The sequence below is a fragment of the Granulicella mallensis MP5ACTX8 genome, from assembly GCF_000178955.2.
Classification (GTDB): Bacteria; Acidobacteriota; Terriglobia; order Terriglobales; family Acidobacteriaceae; genus Granulicella; species Granulicella mallensis.
In genome coordinates this window covers 2,330,866-2,353,508 of sequence record NC_016631.1, presented here as the reverse complement: position 1 = coordinate 2,353,508, position 22,643 = coordinate 2,330,866, and the positions used below count along the sequence as shown (strand labels likewise).

The 22,643-nt window shown below is 60.4% G+C and carries 7 protein-coding genes; 1 reads left to right on the top strand and 6 read right to left on the bottom strand.

Annotated features, from left to right (window positions below; all coding sequences use genetic code 11):
- Window positions 1-54: 54 nt before the first annotated feature.
- From ACIX8_RS09875 to ACIX8_RS09865, 3 genes are all read right to left on the bottom strand, one after another.
- The gene (locus ACIX8_RS09875; RefSeq protein WP_223295504.1) at window positions 55-735 is read right to left on the bottom strand and encodes a cupin-like domain-containing protein; all 681 of its coding nucleotides are present in this window, start codon (window positions 733-735) and stop codon (window positions 55-57) included.
- An 831-nt stretch (window positions 736-1,566) separates the two neighbouring features.
- A complete protein-coding gene (locus tag ACIX8_RS09870; protein WP_014265194.1) occupies window positions 1,567-2,586 on the bottom strand; it encodes an IS110 family RNA-guided transposase in 1,020 nt (339 codons plus the stop codon).
- Between the two features lie 135 nt (window positions 2,587-2,721).
- Window positions 2,722-3,594: a creatininase family protein gene (locus ACIX8_RS09865; RefSeq protein ID WP_014265193.1), complete on the bottom strand. Its 873-nt coding sequence runs from the start codon at window positions 3,592-3,594 to the stop codon at window positions 2,722-2,724.
- A 360-nt stretch (window positions 3,595-3,954) separates the two neighbouring features.
- Between ACIX8_RS09865 and ACIX8_RS09860 the strand changes: the two genes are divergently transcribed.
- On the top strand, window positions 3,955-4,389 hold the full coding sequence (locus ACIX8_RS09860; protein WP_014265192.1) for a DUF1801 domain-containing protein: 435 nt from the start codon (window positions 3,955-3,957) through the stop codon (window positions 4,387-4,389).
- Between the two features lie 151 nt (window positions 4,390-4,540).
- Here ACIX8_RS09860 and ACIX8_RS09855 read toward each other — a convergent pair whose 3' ends face one another.
- The 3 genes from ACIX8_RS09855 to ACIX8_RS09845 all read right to left on the bottom strand — a co-directional run bounded on the left by ACIX8_RS09855 (window position 4,541) and on the right by ACIX8_RS09845 (window position 22,311).
- Window positions 4,541-5,335 carry a TIGR03435 family protein gene (locus tag ACIX8_RS09855; protein ID WP_014265191.1) on the bottom strand — a complete coding sequence of 265 codons (795 nt, stop codon included), beginning with the start codon at window positions 5,333-5,335 and terminating at the stop codon, window positions 4,541-4,543.
- A gap of 394 nt (window positions 5,336-5,729) precedes the next feature.
- Window positions 5,730-5,939: an MbtH family protein gene (locus tag ACIX8_RS09850; protein ID WP_014265190.1), complete on the bottom strand. Its 210-nt coding sequence runs from the start codon at window positions 5,937-5,939 to the stop codon at window positions 5,730-5,732.
- A 40-nt stretch (window positions 5,940-5,979) separates the two neighbouring features.
- Window positions 5,980-22,311 (bottom strand): non-ribosomal peptide synthase/polyketide synthase, encoded by a 16,332-nt coding sequence (locus ACIX8_RS09845; RefSeq protein WP_014265189.1) that lies wholly within the window; start codon window positions 22,309-22,311, stop codon window positions 5,980-5,982.
- Window positions 22,312-22,643: the final 332 nt, after the last annotated feature.

Sequence of the window (22,643 nt, the reverse complement as noted above, 5' to 3'; positions counted from 1 at the left end):
TTTAACCCTGGCACATGCGAAGAAACAGGGACAGGATACTGGAGTGAACCCCTGTCATCGGTCCCTGCCTAACACCGCAGGGGATCTTCCGCGTCTTAGCCAGAAATTGATCATCAAAGAGTCTTCGTGGTTCTCCACGAAATGACTCCACCCCGCAGGCACATAGAGCAGATCGCCCGCACGCTGCGTGATGGAGATCGGTGTAGCCTTCGAGAACTCCGGGAAGCGCGTCGCATCCGGAGACTTTGCGTTAACCATGCTGACCCCGAAGTCTGGAAGTGCATTCGGGTTCGGATGAATCATGTATAGATAAGGAAAATCGGCTGGCGGATAGAGGAGCCATTCTTTGGCACCGAAGTATGCGAACGAGAAGTTGTCCGGGATGTCCTTGTGCAGGGCAGTCACCGTTCCCTTCTTACCCATCCACATCCGTGGCTCATTGAAAAAATACTCAGGGTAAAACATTGGAAAAGGGACCCCGAGATCGCGCGCCATCTCGACGGGTATCACGGTGCCGGCGGCATAGGCCGTCCCGGCACCGTTTATCTGCATGAAGTGTTCCCCAATGAAATTTCTTAGGGGCATCTCTTCTTCGCGGCGATTCAGGTAGCTACCCGGATCTGCCATATTGCCGAAACGGACGTTCACGGTTTGATCGCCGTAGGCCCCTTGCAGCAGACCTAAGATCTCTGCTTCAGAGAACTTTAACGGACCCAGCCGCAATAGAAAAGGCATGGAGCGCGCTGCATACTCATTCGAAAACGCCTTGTCACTCAGAAAATCAAGAACGTCCAGGGCGGCGAGGCGAGGCATCTCACGGGTAGCCTCAAATATCTGGGGAAACCAAACAACAGGACTGTCCATCTATCGACTCTACACATTTTGAGAATAGATCCTGGACGACTCCAGCCCGGTCTAAAGTAAAACAGTCAGTTCGAGAATATCGGTGGCTTAGGCGTCTTCTATGCAGTTATGCAGTCTCGACCGGTTCACGGGACGGGCTCGAATATCGCGTTGCCGTCTTCGAAAATCCTCACGCGCTGCCGGCGACCAAGCTGCCGCCTTCCATGCTGAGGTTCAAAGAGACGCTTACCTGTTTTGTGCGAGGGACGGAACGGTGCGGGCGGTAGCTAGCGTCACCCGAAGTTCCTCGTAGAATACGGCGGTGTCCGACGGTGCAGCATGGCATGCCAGCCGCCGCACTATCACTTCCGCCGGATTCCTTCCTGCACGCGGCTAATCGGTACCGATAATGTATGGTCCGCCGCGCGACTGCAAGGGGAAGTTTGGTCGAGAAGACAAGTCTGCGCAAATGTATTCGGCCTTTGGGTGGAGATCAGTTCTCCTGGCCACGATGAGTTGCGCGCGTGTCTGTCCTTCTAAGTCGGTCGGTTGCTCTTTCGAGACCATTCTCGGTACCAGGCTGCGGACACGCCGTTGTGACTGTTCTTTCGTCCTTGCTGCTCCTGTGCAGACTTCGGTGGGAAAAACTTTAGTCCGTGGTCGTGGTGCGGTAAAGTGGGAGCGCGTCAGCGCTTCCAAGCCGCAGGCGTCTTTTCCGCAGCGCTACGCGGCGACAGGTCTGTACTCGTTGCCGCTTGATAGTACGGCCCACGCGATGCGTGCGAGCTTGTTCGCCATGGCGACCACGACGACGTTCTTGGGAGCTCTGGCGTCGAGTGCATCGAGCCAGGTTCCAATCGGTGCTCGGTCGCGCTTGATCCGCAGGACCGCAGCTCGTGCACCATGGATCAGGATCTTGCGAAGGTAGACGTTGCCGCGCTTACTGATGCCGAACAGCTTCGCCTTACCTCCGGTCGAATACTGACGTGGAACGATGCCTAGCCATGCTGCAAAGTCTCGACCCTTGCGAAAGGCGGCGCCATTACCGATGGCAGCTACGATCGCCGTCGCCACCACAGGCCCGATCCCAGGAATCTTGCGGATGCGGGTACATCCTGCATCGCTGGCAGAGATGCGCTCCAGTTCGTCGTTCAGTTCTTCGATCTGTTGCTCGACGGTCTTCCACTCACCCCATAACGTGTCGATCAGGTTGCGCATCAGTGGTGTAAGGTCGGCCTCTGCGTTCTCCAGGATGTCTGCCATCGCGGCCTTGAGCTTCGCCGGCTTCTGCGCGAACACCATGCCTCGTTCCAGCAAAAACGCCCGCAGTTGGTTAATCACCGCTGTTCGACGTGAAACCAACCGATCACGAACTCGATGGATGGCCTGAAGGTCCAGCTGGTCGTCCGTCTTGATCGGGACAAAGCGCATGTTCTTGCGCTCGACAGCCTCGGCGATCGCCTCCGCATCAACGAAGTCGTTCTTGTTGGACTTCACGAAGGGCTTCACAAACTGAGCGGCAATCAGCCGGACGTCGTGGCCTTGCTTGCGTAGCGCCCGGCCGAGGAAGTGGGCGCCTGAGCAAGCTTCCAGCCCGATCAGCGATGTCTGCATGTTCGCGGTGTACGTCAGCAGCTGGCGCTGCGTGAACTTCTTCTTCACCAGCACCTTGCCCGACGCTCCCAGCGCCACGAGGTGAAACGTCGTCTTGCCCAGGTCGATGCCTACCGAATGTATCTGCATAGCGATGATCCTCCTTGATAGAAGCTGCCACCACGATCCCTCTACTGAGGCTGAGGAATCAAGCGGCGGACCATCTCATTAGTCGGCTTATCGTCAGTGACGGCGCAAGCTGGCTGTTTGCGCTCAAGCGCGTGTTCACTGCGGCGTATCAATCGGGTGCTGGGACTGTTCGAAGAATTCCTTCTGGAGGCGGGCGCTTTCTTCGTCGGCCTTGATGGCCTTCACCGCTTCCGCAATCTCGTGCGACCAGTTCTTCTGGTCAAACTCACCCAGAGCCTCGGTGGCGGTAGAGCCGTCGCCGGCATAGTGATTGGGAAAGCGCGCGTACCACCAGATCCCGGTGTAGATGCTGGAGGGGAGAGTGAGACGATGCTGGTCCGCGCCGGACTCGCTCTTCGCACGCTCCATATGAACCAGGTCGGGACGGTTGGCGAGCATTGCCGAGGTTTCTGCTTCGCCCGCATGCAGGTCGGCGGCCGACTTCTGTGAAGGGCGGCCCGCACCATCGCGAGGAATGCTGCCCATGACATACACAACGTAGTCATGTGGCGACGCGAGCTGAGACTGAGCGAAGAGCGGTAGCAGACTGTTGTTGCCGCCGTGACCGTTCACAATGAGGATCTTGTGGCAGCCGTTGCGCCCAAGCTCGTTGACTGTTTCCTGAAGCAGAACAAGCTGCGTGCTGAGGCTGTAGGCAATAGTGCCAGGCTCATGGCGTGCCTCAAAGATCTGCCCAAAATAGTACTCCGGGGAGACAACGGCATACTCCAGCTTTGCGGCATTGAGCGAGGCAAAGCGCACATTGAGCAGGTCGGTGCCCAGGGGAAGCTGCGGACCATGCTTCTCGATAATGCCGATGGGCAGAATGCAGGTACCCTGCGCCTGATGAATGGCTTTAACAAAGTCAGGGCCGGTAAGTTCTTCCCAATTGGGCGAAAGCTGCTGCGCTGCGAGGTACGGAGAAAGCGCAAGGAAGAGGCAAAGGATGAACAGATAGCGAAAACGCACGGCGCAAGGCACCTCACTGAGAAATGCAAACAGTCTAGCCTATGTGGAACGTCGAAGGTTTCGAGGGAGGCATGCGGTTCTGATTCCTTCGAGCTGGATCGCGTAGACAAGGGGATCACACCCGATCCTCATGAGTCGGCTTATCATCAGGGACGCTTGATGATGAGAATGGCGTTTATCGGAAATCAACCGCGTCGCAGCCAACGGCAGGTCAAAGTGTGTTCGGCCTGAAAGTTCAGGCAAGATTTGGTATTGGTCACAATGCTCGGCTATCATTTTCATCGATTGACACCGGTCCTAAGGCCCAAACAATCTGGTTTTCCTGGAACACTGGCTTACCGCTACGCCAAGGAGATCAACATGACGGTGCAGGAACAGATCGAGCAGTACATTGCCACTCAACCGGAACCAAAGCAAAGCGAAATGCGAGAGCTACATGACATGATGTCGGCATTGATGCCAGCTTGTCAGTTGTGGTTCTTAGATGGAAAAGACGAGAAAGGAAAAATCGTCTCCAACCCAAACGTTGGATATGGATCCCGAAGCATTCAATATGCCAACGGAAAAACCAGGGAGTTCTACCAAATAGGCATGAGTGCCAACACAACAGGCATTTCCGTCTACATCCTTGGAATCGACGACAAGAAGTACCTGGCGCAGACATTCGGGCAGGATCTCGGCAAAGCAAGCGTGACTGGGTATTGCATCAAGTTCAAGACCTTGGCAGATATAAAAGTGGATGTTCTCAAAGCAGCAATACAGTGTGGGATTGGGCAGACAGGCATCTCACATTGATTCAACGAGGTTCGGATCAGTACCGATATGTCCGGCTTATCGGTAGTGACCGATTGAAATAGGGGGCAATATGGTCGGCGAATTTCGCCACGGACGCGTTCCCTCCGCCTCCTGTGCTGAAACATCGATCAGCGAACTACGCGCTGAAAAATCAGTTCTCCGTCGGCCGCTCCGCCTTATCGACAACGAACGCATCCACCGGCCCCCTCATCGCCTCCAGCCTCAAACCGATCTGTTGCTGAATAGCAGAAAACAAAGGCGCCGCGGGAGACTCCGCAGGAGCCCCGGTCACGTCTCCGTTCAACTGTGTCTCGTCCGGCGCCCACTCCAGGTCGAAGTCATACTTCCCCGTGAGTCCGGTCCGATCCACGACCGGGCGGTCGAGGATGGCCCGTTGCATCATGGAAGTAAACTCACCCATCGTCGTATTTCTTGCCGGTAACAGGATGTGCTGCGGATAGACCGTGCTGATGAGCGCCGCAGGCTCATCTGGAGAAGCCGTACTTGCCTTGAGCTTCGGTCCGCCCTTGGCAACTTCCAGCGCATAGATCGAGAACTCTTTCTGCTCGCGATGAAAGGTGAGTTTAAATCGTTCCGCCAGCAGCTTCCGCAGCATCGCCATCTGTTCGTCATGCGTCGGCCGGACCTCACCGGGCGTCTCGGCAAGGATGTCGTAGTGTTCTGATTCGGTCCACCCAGGCCCACCCGAGATCGTTCGGGGATTGAGACTGTAAGCCGCCGCGATCAGCAGCTTCAGGGTGTAATCCTTTCCGATAAACCGATGGAGCCCCTCCATCTTAATAAATCGGCCGGTCTTGGCATCGGAGTCCACCAGCTTGATGGTCGCCACCTCAAACGTATCGAACTTGGGACGCGGCGCAGGAGCCTGCGCAACGATTCCAGAAGCTGAAAGAATCAGGGCTACGATTACAGTCTGTCGGATCATGAGGGGCACCGTCACTGATTAAATAGAAGTGACCAAAGCGTCTTCCGCAATAGCCTGCTGTAGAGACGAAATCCCCTCTACATTGTCATCAAACGACTCGTGCCGTGAAGTCGAATTGCGTGCAAACAGATTGCCACGGCAAGATCGGAAGGGCATGGCTTCAGCCATGCCGCAAACACCGGGCCAAAGGCCCACGCCTCGCTGCCGCAGGCCGGAGTGAAGGCGCAGCCGCAACGACTGAATTGCCTTCTTTGGCCGTGGCGAAACCAGCCATCCCAGCCACGAATACATCTTTGGGGAGCCTGCACAGTCTTAGCGGCGTCAAGGAAGGCAACTCGTGCCGGCTGCATCGGAATACCACCGGCACTGAAACCAGAAAAACGGCTCTACCTTGCTAGTTCAGGGCTGGAGCACAGACCAGGCTCAGGGGACGCATGTCCGTCCAGGTCGTATTGATGTAATCCAGGCAGGCCTGCCGCTTATCGATCAGGCAGATCGTCCATCCGGCCGGAACTGCCGCAAACGCCGGCCACAAAGAATAGAAACCCTCTTTATTGATGAGCACGTTATAAGTAGCTTCTGCATCTTCAAATGGGTTGGTCATTGGTCTTTCTCCCTTAGCAATAAAAAGTTGTTCAGAAAATTCATTGCAGTTTGTTCTTTAATTTTGTAGCGAGTATAGAGCCGATCTCAGCCATGGGGGCCGCTTCCGTCATGAGCTGATGTTTACAAACGATGGGACATATCTCCATATTGCCATCGACATATTGTTGCCATATTGCAGGTTCAAGACTTCCCTCCGGGCGCTCTAGCGTTGCCATGAAGAACAGCAGGTCTCCGCGGAAGGGTCTGGGCACGAAATCGCGGGCAATCATGTGATTGCTCTTGAAGACCTCTACCAACGCGGTGATGTATTTCCCATCCAATGCCGCGAGAGCCCCCTGGTCCAACTGGAGAAGGGCGCTGACCACAGCAATCTCCATGTTGGCAGACTTGCTTTCGGCATCGAATCCCAGTTCACGCAACAGTATTCCAATCATCTCATCCATCGGAGGCAGCTTCTTCACGCGCTCCGGCTCCCACGGATAAGCGTCTAGGATCGATACGATACCGACCTCCTCTCCAAGTTCCTGCAAACGGGTGGCAATAGCGTACGCCGCCAATCCGCCAAACGACCAACCCAGCACGTGGTAAGGCCCCTGAGGCTGGATCTCCTGGATCAGGGCGACATAGTCGGTGACCATCTCGTCCATGCTCTTGGGAATTCTGTGTGGTTCTGTTATACCGCGTCCCTGCATCCCATAGAGAGGAATTTCCATGGGTAAACGCTGCAGGAGTCCCGCATAGCACCAGCTCAGGCCTCCCAGGGGATGCACGCAGAAGACCGCGGGCCTGCTTCCCTGCCGCCGTAGAGCCAGTACCGGCTCCAACGGATTGGTCGCCAGGTTCGACCCGCCAACGTGCCGGGCAAACTCGGCAACAGAAGGCGCGTCGAAGAGCGTGCGGATCGAAAGGTCGATGTTCAGGGCGTTTCGGACGCGGCTGACGAGCTGGACAGACAGGATGCTGTCTCCTCCCAGAGAGAAGAAGTTATCGTGTATTCCAACTCGATCCAGTCCCAGCACCTCGGCGAAGTGCTTGCAGAGAATCTCCTCCTGTTCCGTACGCGGAGCCACCCACTCGGCCGTGCTGCTGTAGTCCGGCGCAGGCAGGGCTTTGCGATCCAGCTTGCCGCTCGGCGTCTGCGGGAAGGCCTCCATCACTACCAGCGCCGCCGGAACCATGTACTCCGGCAACTGCTGCCCCAGCATCTGCCGCAACAGCCCGGTGTCTATCTCGTAACCTTCGGCCGCGATGATATAGCCCGCCAGACGCTTCTCACCGGGCCGGTCTTCGCGCGCGACCACCGTCGCCTGCGCCACCGAAGGCTGCTTCAACAGCGCTGCTTCAATCTCTCCGACCTCGATACGGAAGCCGCGAATCTTCACCTGGTGATCGGTGCGTCCCAGGTACTCCAGCACACCATCCTTCCGCCACTTTGCGAGGTCGCCCGTGCGATACATGCGGCTTCCGGCTTCCCCATAGGGGTTCGCCACGAACCGCTCCGACGTGAGGCCGGGCTGTCCCAGATACCCGCGTGCCAGGCCATCGCCGGCGATGTACAGTTCACCCGCCGAGCCCACCGGCATCGGACGCAGACTTCCGTCCAGCACGTAGACCCGGGTATTCACGATCGGCTTGCCCAGCGGAGGAATCGCTCCGCCCGACAGCGCTTCGCTCAGGGTGCAGGCTACGGTCGACTCCGTAGGCCCATAGGCATTGATCATCCGGCGTCCTACGGACCAGCGCGATACCAGCTCCGGCGAGCAGGCGTCTCCGCCGACAATCAGCGTCTTCAGGTCCGGCAGCTCCCACTGCGGCATGCTGGCCAGTGCCACCGGAGGAATCAGCGTATGGCTGATCCGCTGCTGCTGCAGCAACTCCGCGAGAGGCTCACCCGCAATCGGTCCCGGCTCTCGAACCACCAGCGTCGCTCCCGCGGCATAGGCCATCAGAAGCTCCATCACCGCTGCGTCAAAGCTCAACGAAGCAAGCTGCAGCACACGATCATTGCGTGTGATAGCGAACCGCTCAATCTGCGCCGCCGCCAGACTGGAAAGACCACGATGCGTCATCACCGTGCCCTTCGGCCTGCCTGTAGAACCCGACGTATAGATCACATACGCCGCATGATCCGCTCTCTGTTGGCGAACCGGATTGCTGCTAGACTGCGACCGCAGCGCCAGAAGCACCTCTGGAGCATCGAGAAGAACCGTGTTCCCCGCAGCGGAAAGACGAGACGCCGCCTTTTCGGTCGTTAGGACACGCGCTGGCCGCGCATCGTTCAGCATGTACGCCAACCGCTCTTCCGGATAGTCAGGATCGAGCGGCAGATACGCCGCTCCGCTCTTCAGCGTCGCCAGGATCGCAACCACCATCTCCACCGAACGCGGCATGCCGATAGCGATAATGCTCTCCAGCCCAATCCCCTCAGACCTCAGCCAATGGGCCAACTGGTTCGCCCGCTGGTTCAACTCGCCATAGCTCAACTGCTGCTTGCCGAAGACCAGCGCCGTCGCCTCGGGCGCATGCTCCACCTGCTCTTCGAAGATCCCGGCAAACGTATGTGCGCCGAGATCCTCCGTCGTCTTGTTCCACTCCTCCAGAACCAGGCGACGCTCCTCGGAGCTCAGGATGTTGATCTCTTCCACTCTGCGATCCGGGTCCGCAACAGCCGCCTCCAGAATCCACTCCAACCGCTTGGCCAGGATCTCTGCCTCATCCTGGTCGAACAGATCGGGGCGATACTGCAACCGCAACTGCAAACTCGCGCCCGGAATAACCACCACCGTCAGCGGGTAGTGCGTCACATCGCGGCCTTCGACAGCCCCGATCCGAAGTCCCGGAACGATATCCTTCACGGTCTCGTCCACCGGATAGTTCTCAAAGACCAGCAGCGTATCGAAGAGCCCGCCGACACCCACCAGCCGCTGTATCTCAGAGAGAGACACATGCTGATACGGCATGGTCTGCGACTGCTGCTCCTGCAACCGCGCAAGAACATCGCGAACCGTATCCGCCGAACGAAGCTGCACCCGCAGCGGCAGAGTATTGATGAACAGCCCCACCATGCTCTCAACGCCTGCAATCTCCGCAGGCCGCCCGGCAACGGTCATGCCGAAGATCACATCGCCGTGATCGGTCAAACGTCCCAGCAGAATCGCCCAAGCCGCCTGCAGCAGCGTATTCAACGTCATCCCCTGACTACGAGCCAGACGCGTCAGCGACTGCGTCAGAGCCTCCGGCAAAGCATACGTAATCTTCTCCGAAAGCTTCTCGCCCTTCCCGCAGCCTTCGCCCACAATGTGTGTCGGCTGCGTAACGCCCTCGAGCTGAGCCTTCCAAACCTCTCTCGCGACAACGCGATCCTGCCCCGCCAGCCAGCCCAGATACTCCCTGTACGGCGTAACGTGCGGCAGCCGCAGAGTCTTGCTCTTATCCGCATAGAGCAGCAACAGCTCCCGGATGAGGATCGGCATCGACCATCCATCGAGAAGCAGATGATGATGCGTAAAGAGCAGTCTGTACTTGCTGCCCGCCAGCTTGATCAGCGTAAACCGCAGCAGCGGAGCCACAGACGGATCGAAGCGCTCAGCCCGATCCTCCGCCAGCAACTGCCGCCACGCTCTCTCCTGCTCGGCCGCGGACAGTCTCGAGAGATCGACCGCCTGCCACGGCAGCACGGTATCCTCGACGATCACCTGCACCGGCTGGTCCAGCCCTTCGTACTCGAAACTCGCCCGCAGGTTCGCATGGCGGCGCAACAGACGCTCCGCTGCCTCCCACATCGCCTGCCCGTCTACTTCGCCCTCGAGCTCCAGCACCAACTGCACCGTGTAGATATCCAGCGCCTGCTTGTCGTACAGCGCATGGAACAGCAGCCCCTCCTGCAATGGAGACACTGGCAGAACCTCCGCCAGAGCCGGATACTTCTTCTCCAGCCCTTCGATCTGCGCCTGCGTCAGCCGCACCAGCTCCAGATCCGAAGGCGTACGTCCGATCCTGCGCGGATCTTCCGCAGCCTGAACGAACACCTCCAGCGCCTGGAACCAACCCTCCGCCAGCTCTCGCACATCCTGCTCGCTCAACAGAGCTGACGCCCAGCTCCACTTCACCACCAGCTCCGAGCCTTCGTTCCGATCCAGCGTGAACGCGTTCAACTCCAGCCCATGCGCCAGCGGCATCCCCGGGTCAGACCCACCCTGCAGAGACCCGGCCTCTGTCGCGATCGTCCAGTCCTTCTCCTCCGGCGCTGCGAACCGTCCCAGGTAGTTGAACCCGATCTGCGGCTTCGCCAGCCCTGCCAATACCTTGCCCGTTTCCGGGTTCAGATACCGCAGCAACCCATACCCGATCCCGCTATCCGGAATCTGCCGCAACTGTTCCTTGATCCCCTTGAACACTCGCTCCAGCGCAACTCCGCCGCCCAGCGCCTCTCTCGGATCAACCGCATCCAGCCGTACGGGGAACATACTCGTAAACCACCCCACCGTCCGCGACAGGTCTACGCCCTCGAATAACTCCTCGCGGCCATGACCTTCCACATCCACCAGCAACGACGAAGTGTTCCACCCCTTCCATCCCGCTACTGCCAACGCCAGCGCGCTCAGCAGCACCTCGTTGATCCGCGCACGGAACGCCGCAGGCACCTTGCTCAACAGCGGCAATGTCAGGTTCGAGGGCAACGTCACGCTCAGATGCTGCGCAGTCCCCGTGACATCTCGCTTCGGATCGAACGCCTGCGCAAACAGCAGCGCACCCTGTTCCCGCAGAATCCCGCTCCACAGCGGGAGCTCACGAACTCTCTTCTCCTCACGCGCCGCCGCGGCCAACCGCTCCGACCACACCCGGAACGACGTCCCTACCGCCGCCAACACAGGCTTCTCGCCCTTCGCTGCAGCCTGGTACGCGCTGACCAGATCCTCCACCAGAATCCGCCACGACACTCCATCCACAGCAAGGTGATGGATCACCAGCAACAACCGGCCTGCGTCCTCGAACCACACCGCCTCCAGCACCCGCCCAGCCTCCGGCGACAGCCGCTGCTCCGCCTCCAGCGCGACCTCGGCAAACTCTCCCGACGTCACCATCCGCAAGCACGACGATGCCTCTACGCTGCCCGGAGCCTGAATCTCCAGCCGGCTTCCCTGTAGCTTTAGCCGCAGCATTGAGTGCTGATCCAGCAACGCCTGCAGCGCTTGCAACAACGCCTGTTCCTTCAGCCCCTGCGGCACACGCAGCAACATCGACTGGTTGAACCGGCCGATCGGCCCGCCCTTCTCCAGCAGCCACTCCATGATCGGTGTCAGCGCTACGGCCTCACCCCACTGCTCAGGTGCCTCCTTCAACAGCAGACTCTCGTCCCACACGATCCGTGCCACCGCAGCCAACGCCTCTGCCGTCTGCCGCTGGAAGATATCCCGTGGCGTCAGCACCAATCCTGCCTTCCGCGCCCTGCTGACCAGCTGGATCGACGAGATACTGTCTCCGCCCAGCGCGAAGAAGTTATCGTGCACACCCACTCGCTCCAGCCCCAGCACCTCCGCGAACAGACCGCACAGGATCTCTTCCTCCGGCGTACGCGGTGCCACCCACTCCTGCGTGCTCGTGAACTCCGGCACTGGCAGCGCCTTCCGGTCCAGCTTCCCGCTCGGTGTCTGCGGGAAGGCCTCCAGCACCACCAGCGCTGCCGGAACCATGTACTCCGGCAGCTGCTGACCCAGCATCTTCCGCAACTCATCCGTATCCACCGTCTGCCCTGCCGCAGCCACCACATACCCCGCCAGCCGCTTGTCACCCGGACGATCTTCCCGCGCCATCACCACGGCCTGGCCTACCGACGGATGACGCAGCAGTGCCGCCTCAATCTCACCAACCTCGATACGGAACCCGCGGATCTTCACCTGGTGATCGGTACGACCCAGGTACTCCAGCACCCCATCCTTACGCCACCGTGCAAGATCGCCCGTGCGATACATCCGGCTTCCAGGCTCCCCATACGGGTTCGCTACAAACCGCTCCGCCGTCATCCCAGGACGTCCCAGATAACCGCGCGCCAACCCAATGCCCGCGATGTACAACTCGCCCGCAGACCCCACAGGCATCGGCCGCAGGCTCCCGTCCAAAACATAAACCCGAGTATTCAAAATCGGCCTGCCCAGCGGAGGCACCTCTCCCCCCACCAGCTCTTCGCTCAACGTACAGGCAATAGTCGACTCCGTAGGCCCATACGCATTGATCATCCTGCGTCCCACCGACCACTTCGACACCAGCTCCGGCGAGCACGCATCACCGCCCACGATCAGCGTCTTCAAATCCGGCAGATCCCACTGCGGCATGCTGGCCAGCGCTACCGGCGGAATCAGCGTCAGGCTGATCCTCTGGTCCCGCAGCAGTTCTGCCAGCGGCTCGCCCGCAATCGGCCCCGGATCGCGCACCACCAGCGTCGCTCCTGCGGCATAGGCCATCAGCAGCTCCATCACCGCCGCGTCAAAGCTCAACGACGCCAACTGCAACACGCGAGCCTCCCGCGTAATCTCGAACCGCTCGATCTGCGCCGCCGCCAGGCTCGAAAGCCCGCGATGCGTCATCACCGTGCCCTTCGGCTTGCCCGTCGAACCCGACGTGTAGATCACATACGCCGCATGGTCCACCCCCTGCGCCCGAACCGGATTCGTCCCCGGCTGTATCTCAAGCCTCGCAACAAACGCAGCATCATCCAGCAGCACGCAAATCTCTGCCGCACCAGGCAGACGCCCCGAAGCTTCCTTCGTCGTCAACACCCGCACCGGCCACGCGTCATTCAGCATGTACGCCAGCCGCTCTTCCGGATAGTCCGTATCCAGCGGCAGATACGCCGCTCCGCTCTTCAGCGTCGCCAGGATCGCAACCACCATCTCCACCGAACGCGGCACCCCAATCGCCACCAGGCTCTCCGGCCCGATCCCCTGCGCCACCAGCCAGTGCGCCAACCGGTTCGCTCGCGCATTCAACTCGCCATAGCTCAGTTGCTGCTTTCCGAAGACCAGCGCCAACGCCTCCGGCGCATACGCCACCTGCTCTTCGAAGATCTCCGCGAACGTCTGCGTCTTCAGGTCGGTCGCCGTCTGGTTCCACTCCTCCAGAACCAGCCGACGCTCCTCCGCCCCCAGAATGTCGATCTCTTCGATCATCTGGTCCGGGTTCGCAACCGCGGCCTCCAGAATCAGCTCCAATCTTCTCGCGAAGACCTCAACCGTATCGCGGTCGAACAGATCGGTGCTGTACTCGATATAGCCGTCGATCCCCTTCGGCGCGCCCTTGCCGTCTCTCTGCTCCGTAAACGTGAACGAGAGATCGAACTTCGCCACGTCCGTATGCACCGGCTCCAGCGTCGCCGTCACTCCCGACAACTCCAGCGTCGGCTCAGGAGCATTCTGCAGCGTCAGCATGATCTGGAACAGCGGATGACGTGACAACGAACGCGCCGGTTGCAGCGCCTCCACCAACCGCTCAAACGGCATCTCCTGGTGCGCATAGGCATTCAGGTCCGTCGTGCGCACTCGCTCCAGCAAATCGCGGAAACTCAACCGCCCCGACGTATCGACACGCAACACCAGCGTGTTCACAAACACACCCACCAGGTCGTCGAGCGCACTATCCGTACGCCCTGCAATCGGAGTGCCCAGCGGAATATCGTTGGAGTTCGACAACCGGCTCAGCAGCAGCACCAACCCTGCCTGCAACATCATGAACAGGCTCACCCGGCTCTCGCGCGTCAGGTCCTGCAGCCGCTGGTGCAGGCTCGCCGAGAACTTGAACGGCAGCAGCGCGCCGCCATGCGTCGTCTCCACAGGCCGCGGACGATCCGTAGGGATATCGAGATGGTCCGGCAGCTCCGCCAGCGTCTCCGTCCAGTACTGCAACTGGCGCGACACCACGCTCTCCGCATCGGACTCCGTGCCCAGGCTCTCCTTCAGCCACAACGTGTAGTCGACATACTGCACCGGCAGCGGCTCAAACTCCGGCCTGCGCCCCTCACTACGCGCGGCATACGCCGTCGCCAGATCCTCGAACAGCGGCGTCAGCGACCAGCCATCGCCTGCAATGTGGTGCAGCAGGATCAGGAGAACATGCTCCGTAGAGCTGATCTCAACCAGATGTGCCCGCAGCGGTATCTCCCTTGAGAGATCGAACCCCTTCTCCCTAGCCTGTGCCAACACCGCGGCGAGCGTCTCTTCCGTGGCCGTAACCGCCGCCAGCGGAATCGAAAGCCCCTCCGCCTCCAGCACGTGTTGATGCGGAATCCCCTCCATCTCCGGGAAGATCGTACGCAGACTCTCGTGCCGTTCCAGCAGATCGGCGAAAGCCGCCTCCAGCGCCGCAACGTTCAACTCCCCACGCAGACGCAGTGCTCCCGAGATCAGATACGTCGAGCTTCCGCCATCCATGCAATTCAGGAACCACAGCCTGTGCTGCGCCGACGAGAGCGTAATCTCCTCCGGCCTCGGCATAGGCCGCAGCGGAGCCCCCGACGACTGAGCCCCCTTCAACCGCTGCGCCAGCCTCGCCACCGTGGGCTCCTCAAAGAGCACGCGAATCGAAAGCTCCACATTCAACGCACTCCGCACCCGGCTCATCAAGCGCGTGGCCAGCAGCGAGTGTCCGCCCAGCGCGAAGAAGTTGTCGTTCACGCCGACCCGCGTAAGCCCCAGCACCTCGGCAAACAGCGAGCACAGAATCTCCTCCTGCGGCGTACGCGGGGCGACCCACTCGGCCGTGCTGGCGTAGTCCGGCGCAGGCAACGCCTTGCGATCCAGCTTTCCGTTCGGAGACAGAGGGAAGGCCTCCATCACGATCAGCGCCGAAGGAACCATGTACTCCGGCAGCTCCTTACCCAGCATCTGGCTCAACGCTTCCGTATCCACCTGCTGGTCCGCGGCAGCTACCACGTAGCCCGCCAGCCGCTTCTCACCCGGACGATCCTCGCGCGCGATCACCGTCGCCTGCGCCACCGAAGGATGACGCAACAGCGCCGCCTCGATCTCGCCCATCTCAATGCGGAAGCCGCGAATCTTTACCTGGTGGTCGGTACGGCCCAGGTACTCCAGCGCGCCATCTTTGCGCCACTTCGCCAGATCGCCCGTGCGATACATCCGGCTTCCCGGCTCTCCGTACGGATTCGCCACAAAGCGCTCCGACGTCAGGCCGGGCCGTCCCAGATACCCGCGCGCCAATCCACGCCCCGCGATATACAGCTCTCCCGAGGCCCCCACCAGAACAGGCCGCAGACTCCGGTCCAGCACATAGAGCTGGATGTTCCAGATCGGTCTTCCGATAGGCACCGACAGCGACCTGTCGCCCGGCTCGCAGGCCCAGTAGCTCACATCCACCGCGGCTTCCGTCGGGCCATACAGGTTGTGCAGCGCGGACGGCAGCAGTCCATGAAACTGCTCCTGCAGCTCCACCGGCAACGCCTCGCCGCTGCAGATCACCCGGCGCAGTCCCTGGCACTTCACCGCCGTCGGCTCCAGCAGGAAGGCCTGCAGCATCGAAGGCACAAAGTGCAGCGTCGTAATCCTGCTGGTCTGGATCAAGTCCACCAGGTAGACAGGGTCCTTATGCCCGCCCGGCTTGGCCATCACCAGCGTCGCGCCCTCCAGCAGCGGCCAGAAGAACTCCCACACCGACACGTCGAAGCCGAACGGCGTCTTCTGCAGAATGCGATCGTCCGCCTGCAACTGGTACTCGGCCTGCATCCACTTCAGGCGGTTCACAATCGCGTGGTGCGCAATCATCGCGCCCTTCGGCTTGCCCGTCGAACCCGAGGTGTAGATCACATACGCCGGATGCCCCGGCTGCAAAGGCTGCTCCCGCTGCTTGTCCGTCGGAGGCTTCGTTGAATAACCCGCCAGCATCTCCTGCGTCGCCGCGTCGTCCAGCAGCAGCTTGGCGGTCAGCTCCGGAAGCTGCGCGGAGATCTCCACGCTGGTCAGCACCAGCACCGGCTGCGCGTCCTCCAGCATGTACGCCAGACGCTCCGGCGGATAGTCCGTATCCAGCGGCATATAAGCCCCACCGGCCTTCATAATCGCCAGCAGCGACACCACCATCTCCACCGAACGCGGAATCGCCACCGCCACCAGGCTCTCCGGCCCGACACCCTGCGTCATCAGCCAATGGGCCAATTGATTCGCGCGCGCGTGCAACTCCTGATAGCTGAGGCTAACCTCCCCAAAGATCAGCGCCTCCGCCGTCGGCGTGCGCTCCGCCTGCTCCTGCAGCAGGTCGGTCATCGTCTTCTCGGTCACCTCATGAGCCGTGGAGTTCAGCTCCTTCAACACACGGTGCCGCTCCGTCGCGCCCAGCACATCCACACGGCCGATCAGCTCATCCGGATTCGAGACGATCAACTCCAGCAGCCGCGTCAGACGCCCGATCAGCGTGATAATCGCGTTGCGCTCGAACAGTCCGGCGTTATATTGCACACGAAGCTGTAGAGCCTCTCCCGGAATCACCACCAGCGAGAGCGGATAGTGCGTCATGTCATTGCATTCAATTCCGGCCAGCTTCAGATCGGGAATCGTCGCGCCCAGCACGTCCCGGTCCAGCGGATAGTTCTCGAAGACAAACAGCGTGTCAAAGAGCTCGCCAATCCCCGCCAGCCTCTGCAGGTCCACCAGCGACACATGCTGGTGCAGCATCACATACGACTGCTGCTCCTGCAGCCGCGTCAGGGTCTCCAGAATGGAGTCCTCGCCCTGCAGCTGCAGTCGCAACGGCAACGTATTCACGAAGAGCCCCACCATGCTCTCGAAGCCACCGATGTCCGCCGACCGTCCCGATACCGTGACGCCAAACACAACATCGTTCTGGCCCGTCAGGCAGCTCAGCAGGATCGCCCACGCGCCCTGCAGGAAGGTGTTCAGCGTCAGTCCATAGGTACGTCCAGCGTGCCGCAGATCTTCCGTCAGCGCCACGGATAAACAGTGCGTCGTGCTCTCCGGAACGGTAGAAATACTCTCCGTCGTCACCGGAGCCAGATGCGTCGGCTGCTCCAGTCCGGCAAGGTACGTCTTCCAGGCCGCTTCCGCGGTGTTCTTATCCTGCTTCGAGAGCCAGCCCAGATACTCCTGATACGGCGTGACCCTCGGGAGTCTCTTCACATCTCCCTTGTCCGCATAGAGCAACAGCAGTTCCCTGATGAGAATGGGCATGGACCATCCATCCAGGAGGAGATGGTGGTGTGTGAAGACCAGCTTGTATCTGCCGCTGGCCAGCTTGACCAGGGTGAAGCGAAGCAGCGGAGCCACGGATGGGTCGAAGCGCTGAGCCCGGTCCTCCGCCAGTAACTGCCGCCAGGCACTCTCCTGTTCTGTTGAGGGCAACCGTGCGAGATCGACCGTCCACCAGGGCAGCACGGTGTCCTCCGAGATCACCTGCACCGGCTGGTCCAGGCCCTCGTACTCGAAGCTCGCCCGCAGGTTCGCATGGCGACGCACCAGCCGCTTTGCTGCTTCCCGCATAGCAGCTTCCTCGACCTCGCTCTCCAGCTCCAGCACCAACTGCACCGTGTAGATATCCAGCGCCTGCTTGTCGTACAAGGCATGGAACAGCAGACCCTCCTGCAGGGGAGATGCCGGCAGCACCTCCGCCAGTTCCGGATACTTCTTCTCCAGGCCTTCGATCTGCCCTTGCGTCAACCGCACCAACTCCAGATCCGAGGGCGTACGCCCAATAGCCTTGGGTTCAAGTGCTTCTTTGACGAAGACCTCCAGCGCCCAGAACCAGCCCTCCGCCAGCCCCGGATACTTCTTCTCCAGCCCCTCGATCTGCCTCTGCGTCAGCCGCACCAGTTCCAGATCCGAGGGCGTCCGTCCGATAGCTCTGCGCTCCAGTGCAACCTGGACGAAGACCTCCAGCGCCCGGAACCAGCCTACAGCCAGCTCTCGCACCTCCTGCTCGGTCAACAGCGCCGTAGCCCAACTCCACTTCACCACCAGTTCCGAGCCTTCGTTCCGGTCCAGCGTGAATGCATTCAGCTCCAAACCATGCGCCAAGGGCATCCCGGGATCAGACCCACCCTGCAACGATCCGGCCTCCGCCGCGATCGTCCAGTCCCGCTCCTCCGGCGCCGCGAACCGTCCCAGGTAGTTGAACCCGATCTGCGGCTTCGCCAAGCCCTTCAGAACCTTGCCCGTCTCCGGGTTCAGATATCGCAGCAGCCCATATCCGATTCCGCTATCGGGGATCTGTCGCAATTGTTCCTTGATCCCCTTGAACGCTCGCTCTAACGCAGCTCCGCCACCCAGTGCCTCCCGTGGATCAACCGCGTCCAACCGCACCGGGAACATACTCGTGAACCAGCCCACCGTCCGCGACAGGTCCACGCCCTCAAACAGTTCCTCGCGTCCATGGCCTTCCACATCAACGAGCAATCCAGACGTATTCCTGCCCTTCCATCCCGCGACCGCCAGCGCCAGCGCACTCAGCAGAACCTCGTTGATCCGCGCACGGAACGCCGCAGGTACCTTGCTCAGCAGCGGCACCGTCAGGCTCGACGGCAGCGTCAGGCTCAAGTGCTGCGCTGTCTCCGTGGTATCCCGCTTCGGATCGAACGCCTGCGAGAACAGCGGCGCATCCTGCGCCCGCAGGATCGTGCTCCACATCTCCAGCTCCGCGACTCTCTTCTCCTCACGCGCCGCCGCTGCCAGCCGCTCCGACCACACCCGGAACGACGTCCCTACCGCTGCCAGCACAGGCTTCTCGCCCTTCGCCGCAGCCTGGTACGCCGTAACCAGATCCTCCACCAGAATCCGCCACGACACTCCATCTACCGCAAGATGATGGATCACCAACAGCAACCGGCCAGCTTCACCTGCAACGCCCTCGAACCACACCGCTTGCAACACACGGCCCGCCTCAGGCGACAGCCGCTGCTCCGCCTCCAGAGCGACCGCTGCGATATCCCCAGACGTCACTCGCCGGAAGCACGAACCAGCCTCCACGCTGCCCGAAGCCTGAATCACCATCCGGCTTCCCTGCAGCTTCAGCCGCAGCACCGAGTGCTGGTCCAACAGCGCCTGCAGCGCTTGCAACAACGCCTGTTCCTTCAACCCCTGCGGTACCCGCAGCAGCATCGACTGGTTGAACCGGCCGATCGGCCCACCTTTCTCCAGTAGCCACTCCATGATCGGCGTCAGCGTTATCGCTGCCGTCCACTGCTCCGGAGCCTCCTTCAGCAGCAGGCTCTCATCGCACACAATCCGCGCCACCGCTGCCAGGGCCTCCGCCGTCTGCCGCTGGAAGATATCCCTTGGCGTCAGTACCAGACCTACGTTCCTTGCCCGGCTCACCAACTGGATCGACGAGATGCTATCCCCGCCCAGCGCAAAGAAGTTATCGTGTACACCCACCCGTTCCAGTCCCAGGACCTCCGCGAACAGTCCGCACAGGATCTCCTCCTCCGGCGTACGCGGTGCCACCCACTCCTGCGTGCTCCTGAACTCCGGCACAGGCAATGCCTTCCGGTCCAGCTTCCCGTTCGGCGTCAGCGGGAAGGCCTCCAGCACCACCAGCGCTGCCGGAACCATGTACTCCGGCAACTGCTGACCCAGAACCTTCCGCAACTCATCCGTATCCACGGTCTTTTCTGCCGCAGCCACCACGTAACCCGCCAGCCGCTTCTCGCCCGGACGGTCCTCACGCGCCATCACCACGGCCTGGCCTACCGACGGATGACGCAGCAGTGCCGCCTCGATCTCCCCTACCTCAATACGGAATCCACGAATCTTCACCTGGTGATCCGTGCGTCCCAGATACTCCAAAACCCCGTCTTTGCGCCACCGCGCCAGATCGCCCGTGCGGTACATCCGGCTACCAGGCTCCCCGTACGGGTTCGCCACGAACCGCTCCGCCGTCATCCCAGCTCGTCCCAGATACCCGCGCGCCAACCCACTGCCCGCGATGTACAGCTCACCAGCAGACCCCACCGGCATCGGACGCAGACTGCTGTCCAGCACGTAAAGCTGCGTGTTCCAGACAGGCTTGCCGATTGGCGGAAGACCCGCCTCAGACCCGTCTTCTGCCGACTCCCACGAAGTCACGTCAACCGTAGTTTCAGTCGGCCCATAAAGATTGAAGAGCAAGACACCAGGCAGACGCTCCCTGAAACGTTTCCTAAGCGCCTCCGATAAAATGCCGCCGCCGCACTGCACACGCAGCAGACTTGGGCAACGCTTCGCATCCGCAAACTCGAGGAACTGCTCCAGCATCGTGGGAACAAACTGGATCGTCGTAATCGAATAGCGCCGGATCGCCTCCGCCAGATACGCAGGATCTCTATGCCCTTCCGGTCGAGCCATCACCAACTGACTCCCGAAGCACAGCGGCCAGAAGAGCTCCGTGACAGAAGCATCGAAGCCAAACGGAGTCTTTTGCAGAAGCGCGTCCTGCGCGTTGAGCTCACACGAATCCTGAATCCAGGAGAGCAGATTGCGCAAGCCCCGGTGCTCGACGACAACGCCCTTAGGCCTGCCCGTAGAACCCGAGGTATAGATCACATACGCAGGATGCTCCGGATTCAACCCAACACTGACGCGGTTCGGATTTGTCCTCGACAACCGGCTAAGCCTGGTGACGATCTTCCTGGAATCCAATTGAATCTGCGGAACCCCGGGCGACACAACCTCTTTCGTAGTCTCCGTGGTCAGCACACACACCGGCTTCGTGTCCTGCACCATAAATTCGAGCCGGTCGTGGGGATAGTCCGCATCCAGCGGCAGGTAAGCAGCCCCCGCCTTCAGAATGCCGAATAAACCGACAACCATCTCCAGCGACCGCTCCACGCACAGGCCAACCATCGCCTCCGGCTTAACGCCCTCAGCAACCAACAGCCGGGCTAGACGATTGGCCCGCTGATTCAACTCCTCATAGGTCAGCTGCTCGTCTTCACAGACAACAGCGACAGCGTTCGAAGTCTTCTCGACCTGCCGTTCGAACAGATCGACTACCGTCTCCGCGGGAACAGGCCGTGCCGTATCGTTCCACTCCTGCAGAACCAACTGCTTCTCTGAAGCTTCGAGCAAGTCGATCCTGGCAACGAGCTCATTCGGATTCGTGATCGTCTTCCGGAGCACCGCAATAAAACGCTCTTGATGCCGCGCCAGATCCTCCGCGCTGTAGAGAGAAGACTTGGCATGAAAGATAATCCGCAGGCCATCCCGGTCGGACGGATCGTAGCCCAGGATGGACATGTCCTCGACAGGCCCCACAGCCAGCGTGAAGGTCCTGCTCGTGCTCTCGCCAAACTTCAGGTCATAGTCGAAGGACATGACATTGACGATGGTGCCGTAGAGCTTCTGAGCCTGCCCCAGCATTCCGAGGTCGCGGTGCATATCCTCCGTGCGATAGCGCTGGTGTCTCAGGTGTTGCCGGAGCTCTCGAGCGATCTGCCTGGTCAGCTCCAGCAGACTCATATCCGGACGCACCCGCAACCGCACCGGAAGAACGTTCGACACCACACCCGGAATATTGCGGACCGTACCCGACCTGAGAGCTACAGGAAGAGCCAGCACCAGGTCGTCGCTGCCCGTCACGCTGTAGGTGTAAATGGCCGTGGCTGCCATCAGGATCTGAGGCCATGTGAGATCGGTAGAAGCTAGAAGGTCCTGTAACTTCTGCTTATCTTCTGCGGAGAGATAACTCACCCCACTCAGAAAAAGACCTTGCCCACTGGGAGTACTGTCAGACTGCGCATTCAGCAGGGCGAGAGGCGCACGCTCTTCGAGCTTCTCCAGCCAATACTGCTTATCCCGCGCAAAGCGTTCGGAGGAGCGATACTTGCGCTCCTCTTCTTCCAGGATCTCAAGGGGGCCAAAGGGACTCTCTCCAGCATCTCTACCGGCAACCAAAGCAGAGTAGATCTCGGCAACTCGAGTTGAGATCGTCCAACCGCCAAATCCATCGACTATGACGTGATGATGGCGTTGATACCAAAGAAACCGCCTGGATGCTAACCGGAAGATAGAAAAATAAAAGAGCTCTCCGCCATCCATCTCGACGGGCGTTGCCAGATGGACATCCATCCAGGCCAGCGCCGACGCAAAGGGGTCCGGCTCATGGGAAAGATCAGTCACCGGGAGCGACCACTCGACCGATGCGGCGATCACCTGCCGGGGCTTGCCGTCCTCTTCGTAAAACCGTGCCCTCAGGCACTCCGCCTCTCCAAGGACCTGGCGCAACGCCTGCTCAAAGATTTGCAGATCGAGATCACCGTCGATCTCGCAGTACTGGCCAAGATTGAAAGCTGGAACGGATGGGTCTAACTTCTGCGCGAACCATATGCCTGACTGTGAAACGGATACCGGTACTTCCTTGCCTGGATTCGCGTCGCCCATACTGCCCATCCTTCTAACTCTGTGCTTCTGTGATTAGCTCCCCACTCGGCGCGCAGTCATAAGCCTCAATCTCTTCATGAAGGGCACGGAGCGGAAGGGCATGGCTTCAGCCATGCCGTAAATGGCAGGCCAAAGGCCCGTACCTCTCTGCCGAAGGCTGGAGTGAAGCCCGCAGGGCGCAACGACTGAATTGCCTTCTTCGGCCGTGGCGAAACCGCTCGCCCTCGCCACGAATACATCCCTGGCGAGCCCTGCACAGTCTTGGCAGCACCCCAAAAAGCAATTCAGTCGCTCGGCTACGCCTTAGCTTCAGCCTTCGGCAGAGTGGAAAA

What these genes read in the sequence shown, in the direction of transcription:
- ACIX8_RS09875 (WP_223295504.1), bottom strand. Translation starts at nt 735, where the DNA reads ATGCCTTTTCTATTGCGGCTGGGTCCGTTAAAGTTCTCTGAAGCAGAG.
- ACIX8_RS09870 (WP_014265194.1), bottom strand. Translation starts at nt 2,586, where the DNA reads ATGCAGATACATTCGGTAGGCATCGACCTGGGCAAGACGACGTTTCAC.
- ACIX8_RS09860 (WP_014265192.1), top strand. Translation starts at nt 3,955, where the DNA reads ATGACGGTGCAGGAACAGATCGAGCAGTACATTGCCACTCAACCGGAA.
- ACIX8_RS09855 (WP_014265191.1), bottom strand. Translation starts at nt 5,335, where the DNA reads ATGATCCGACAGACTGTAATCGTAGCCCTGATTCTTTCAGCTTCTGGA.
- ACIX8_RS09850 (WP_014265190.1), bottom strand. Translation starts at nt 5,939, where the DNA reads ATGACCAACCCATTTGAAGATGCAGAAGCTACTTATAACGTGCTCATC.
- ACIX8_RS09845 (WP_014265189.1), bottom strand. Translation starts at nt 22,311, where the DNA reads ATGGGCGACGCGAATCCAGGCAAGGAAGTACCGGTATCCGTTTCACAG.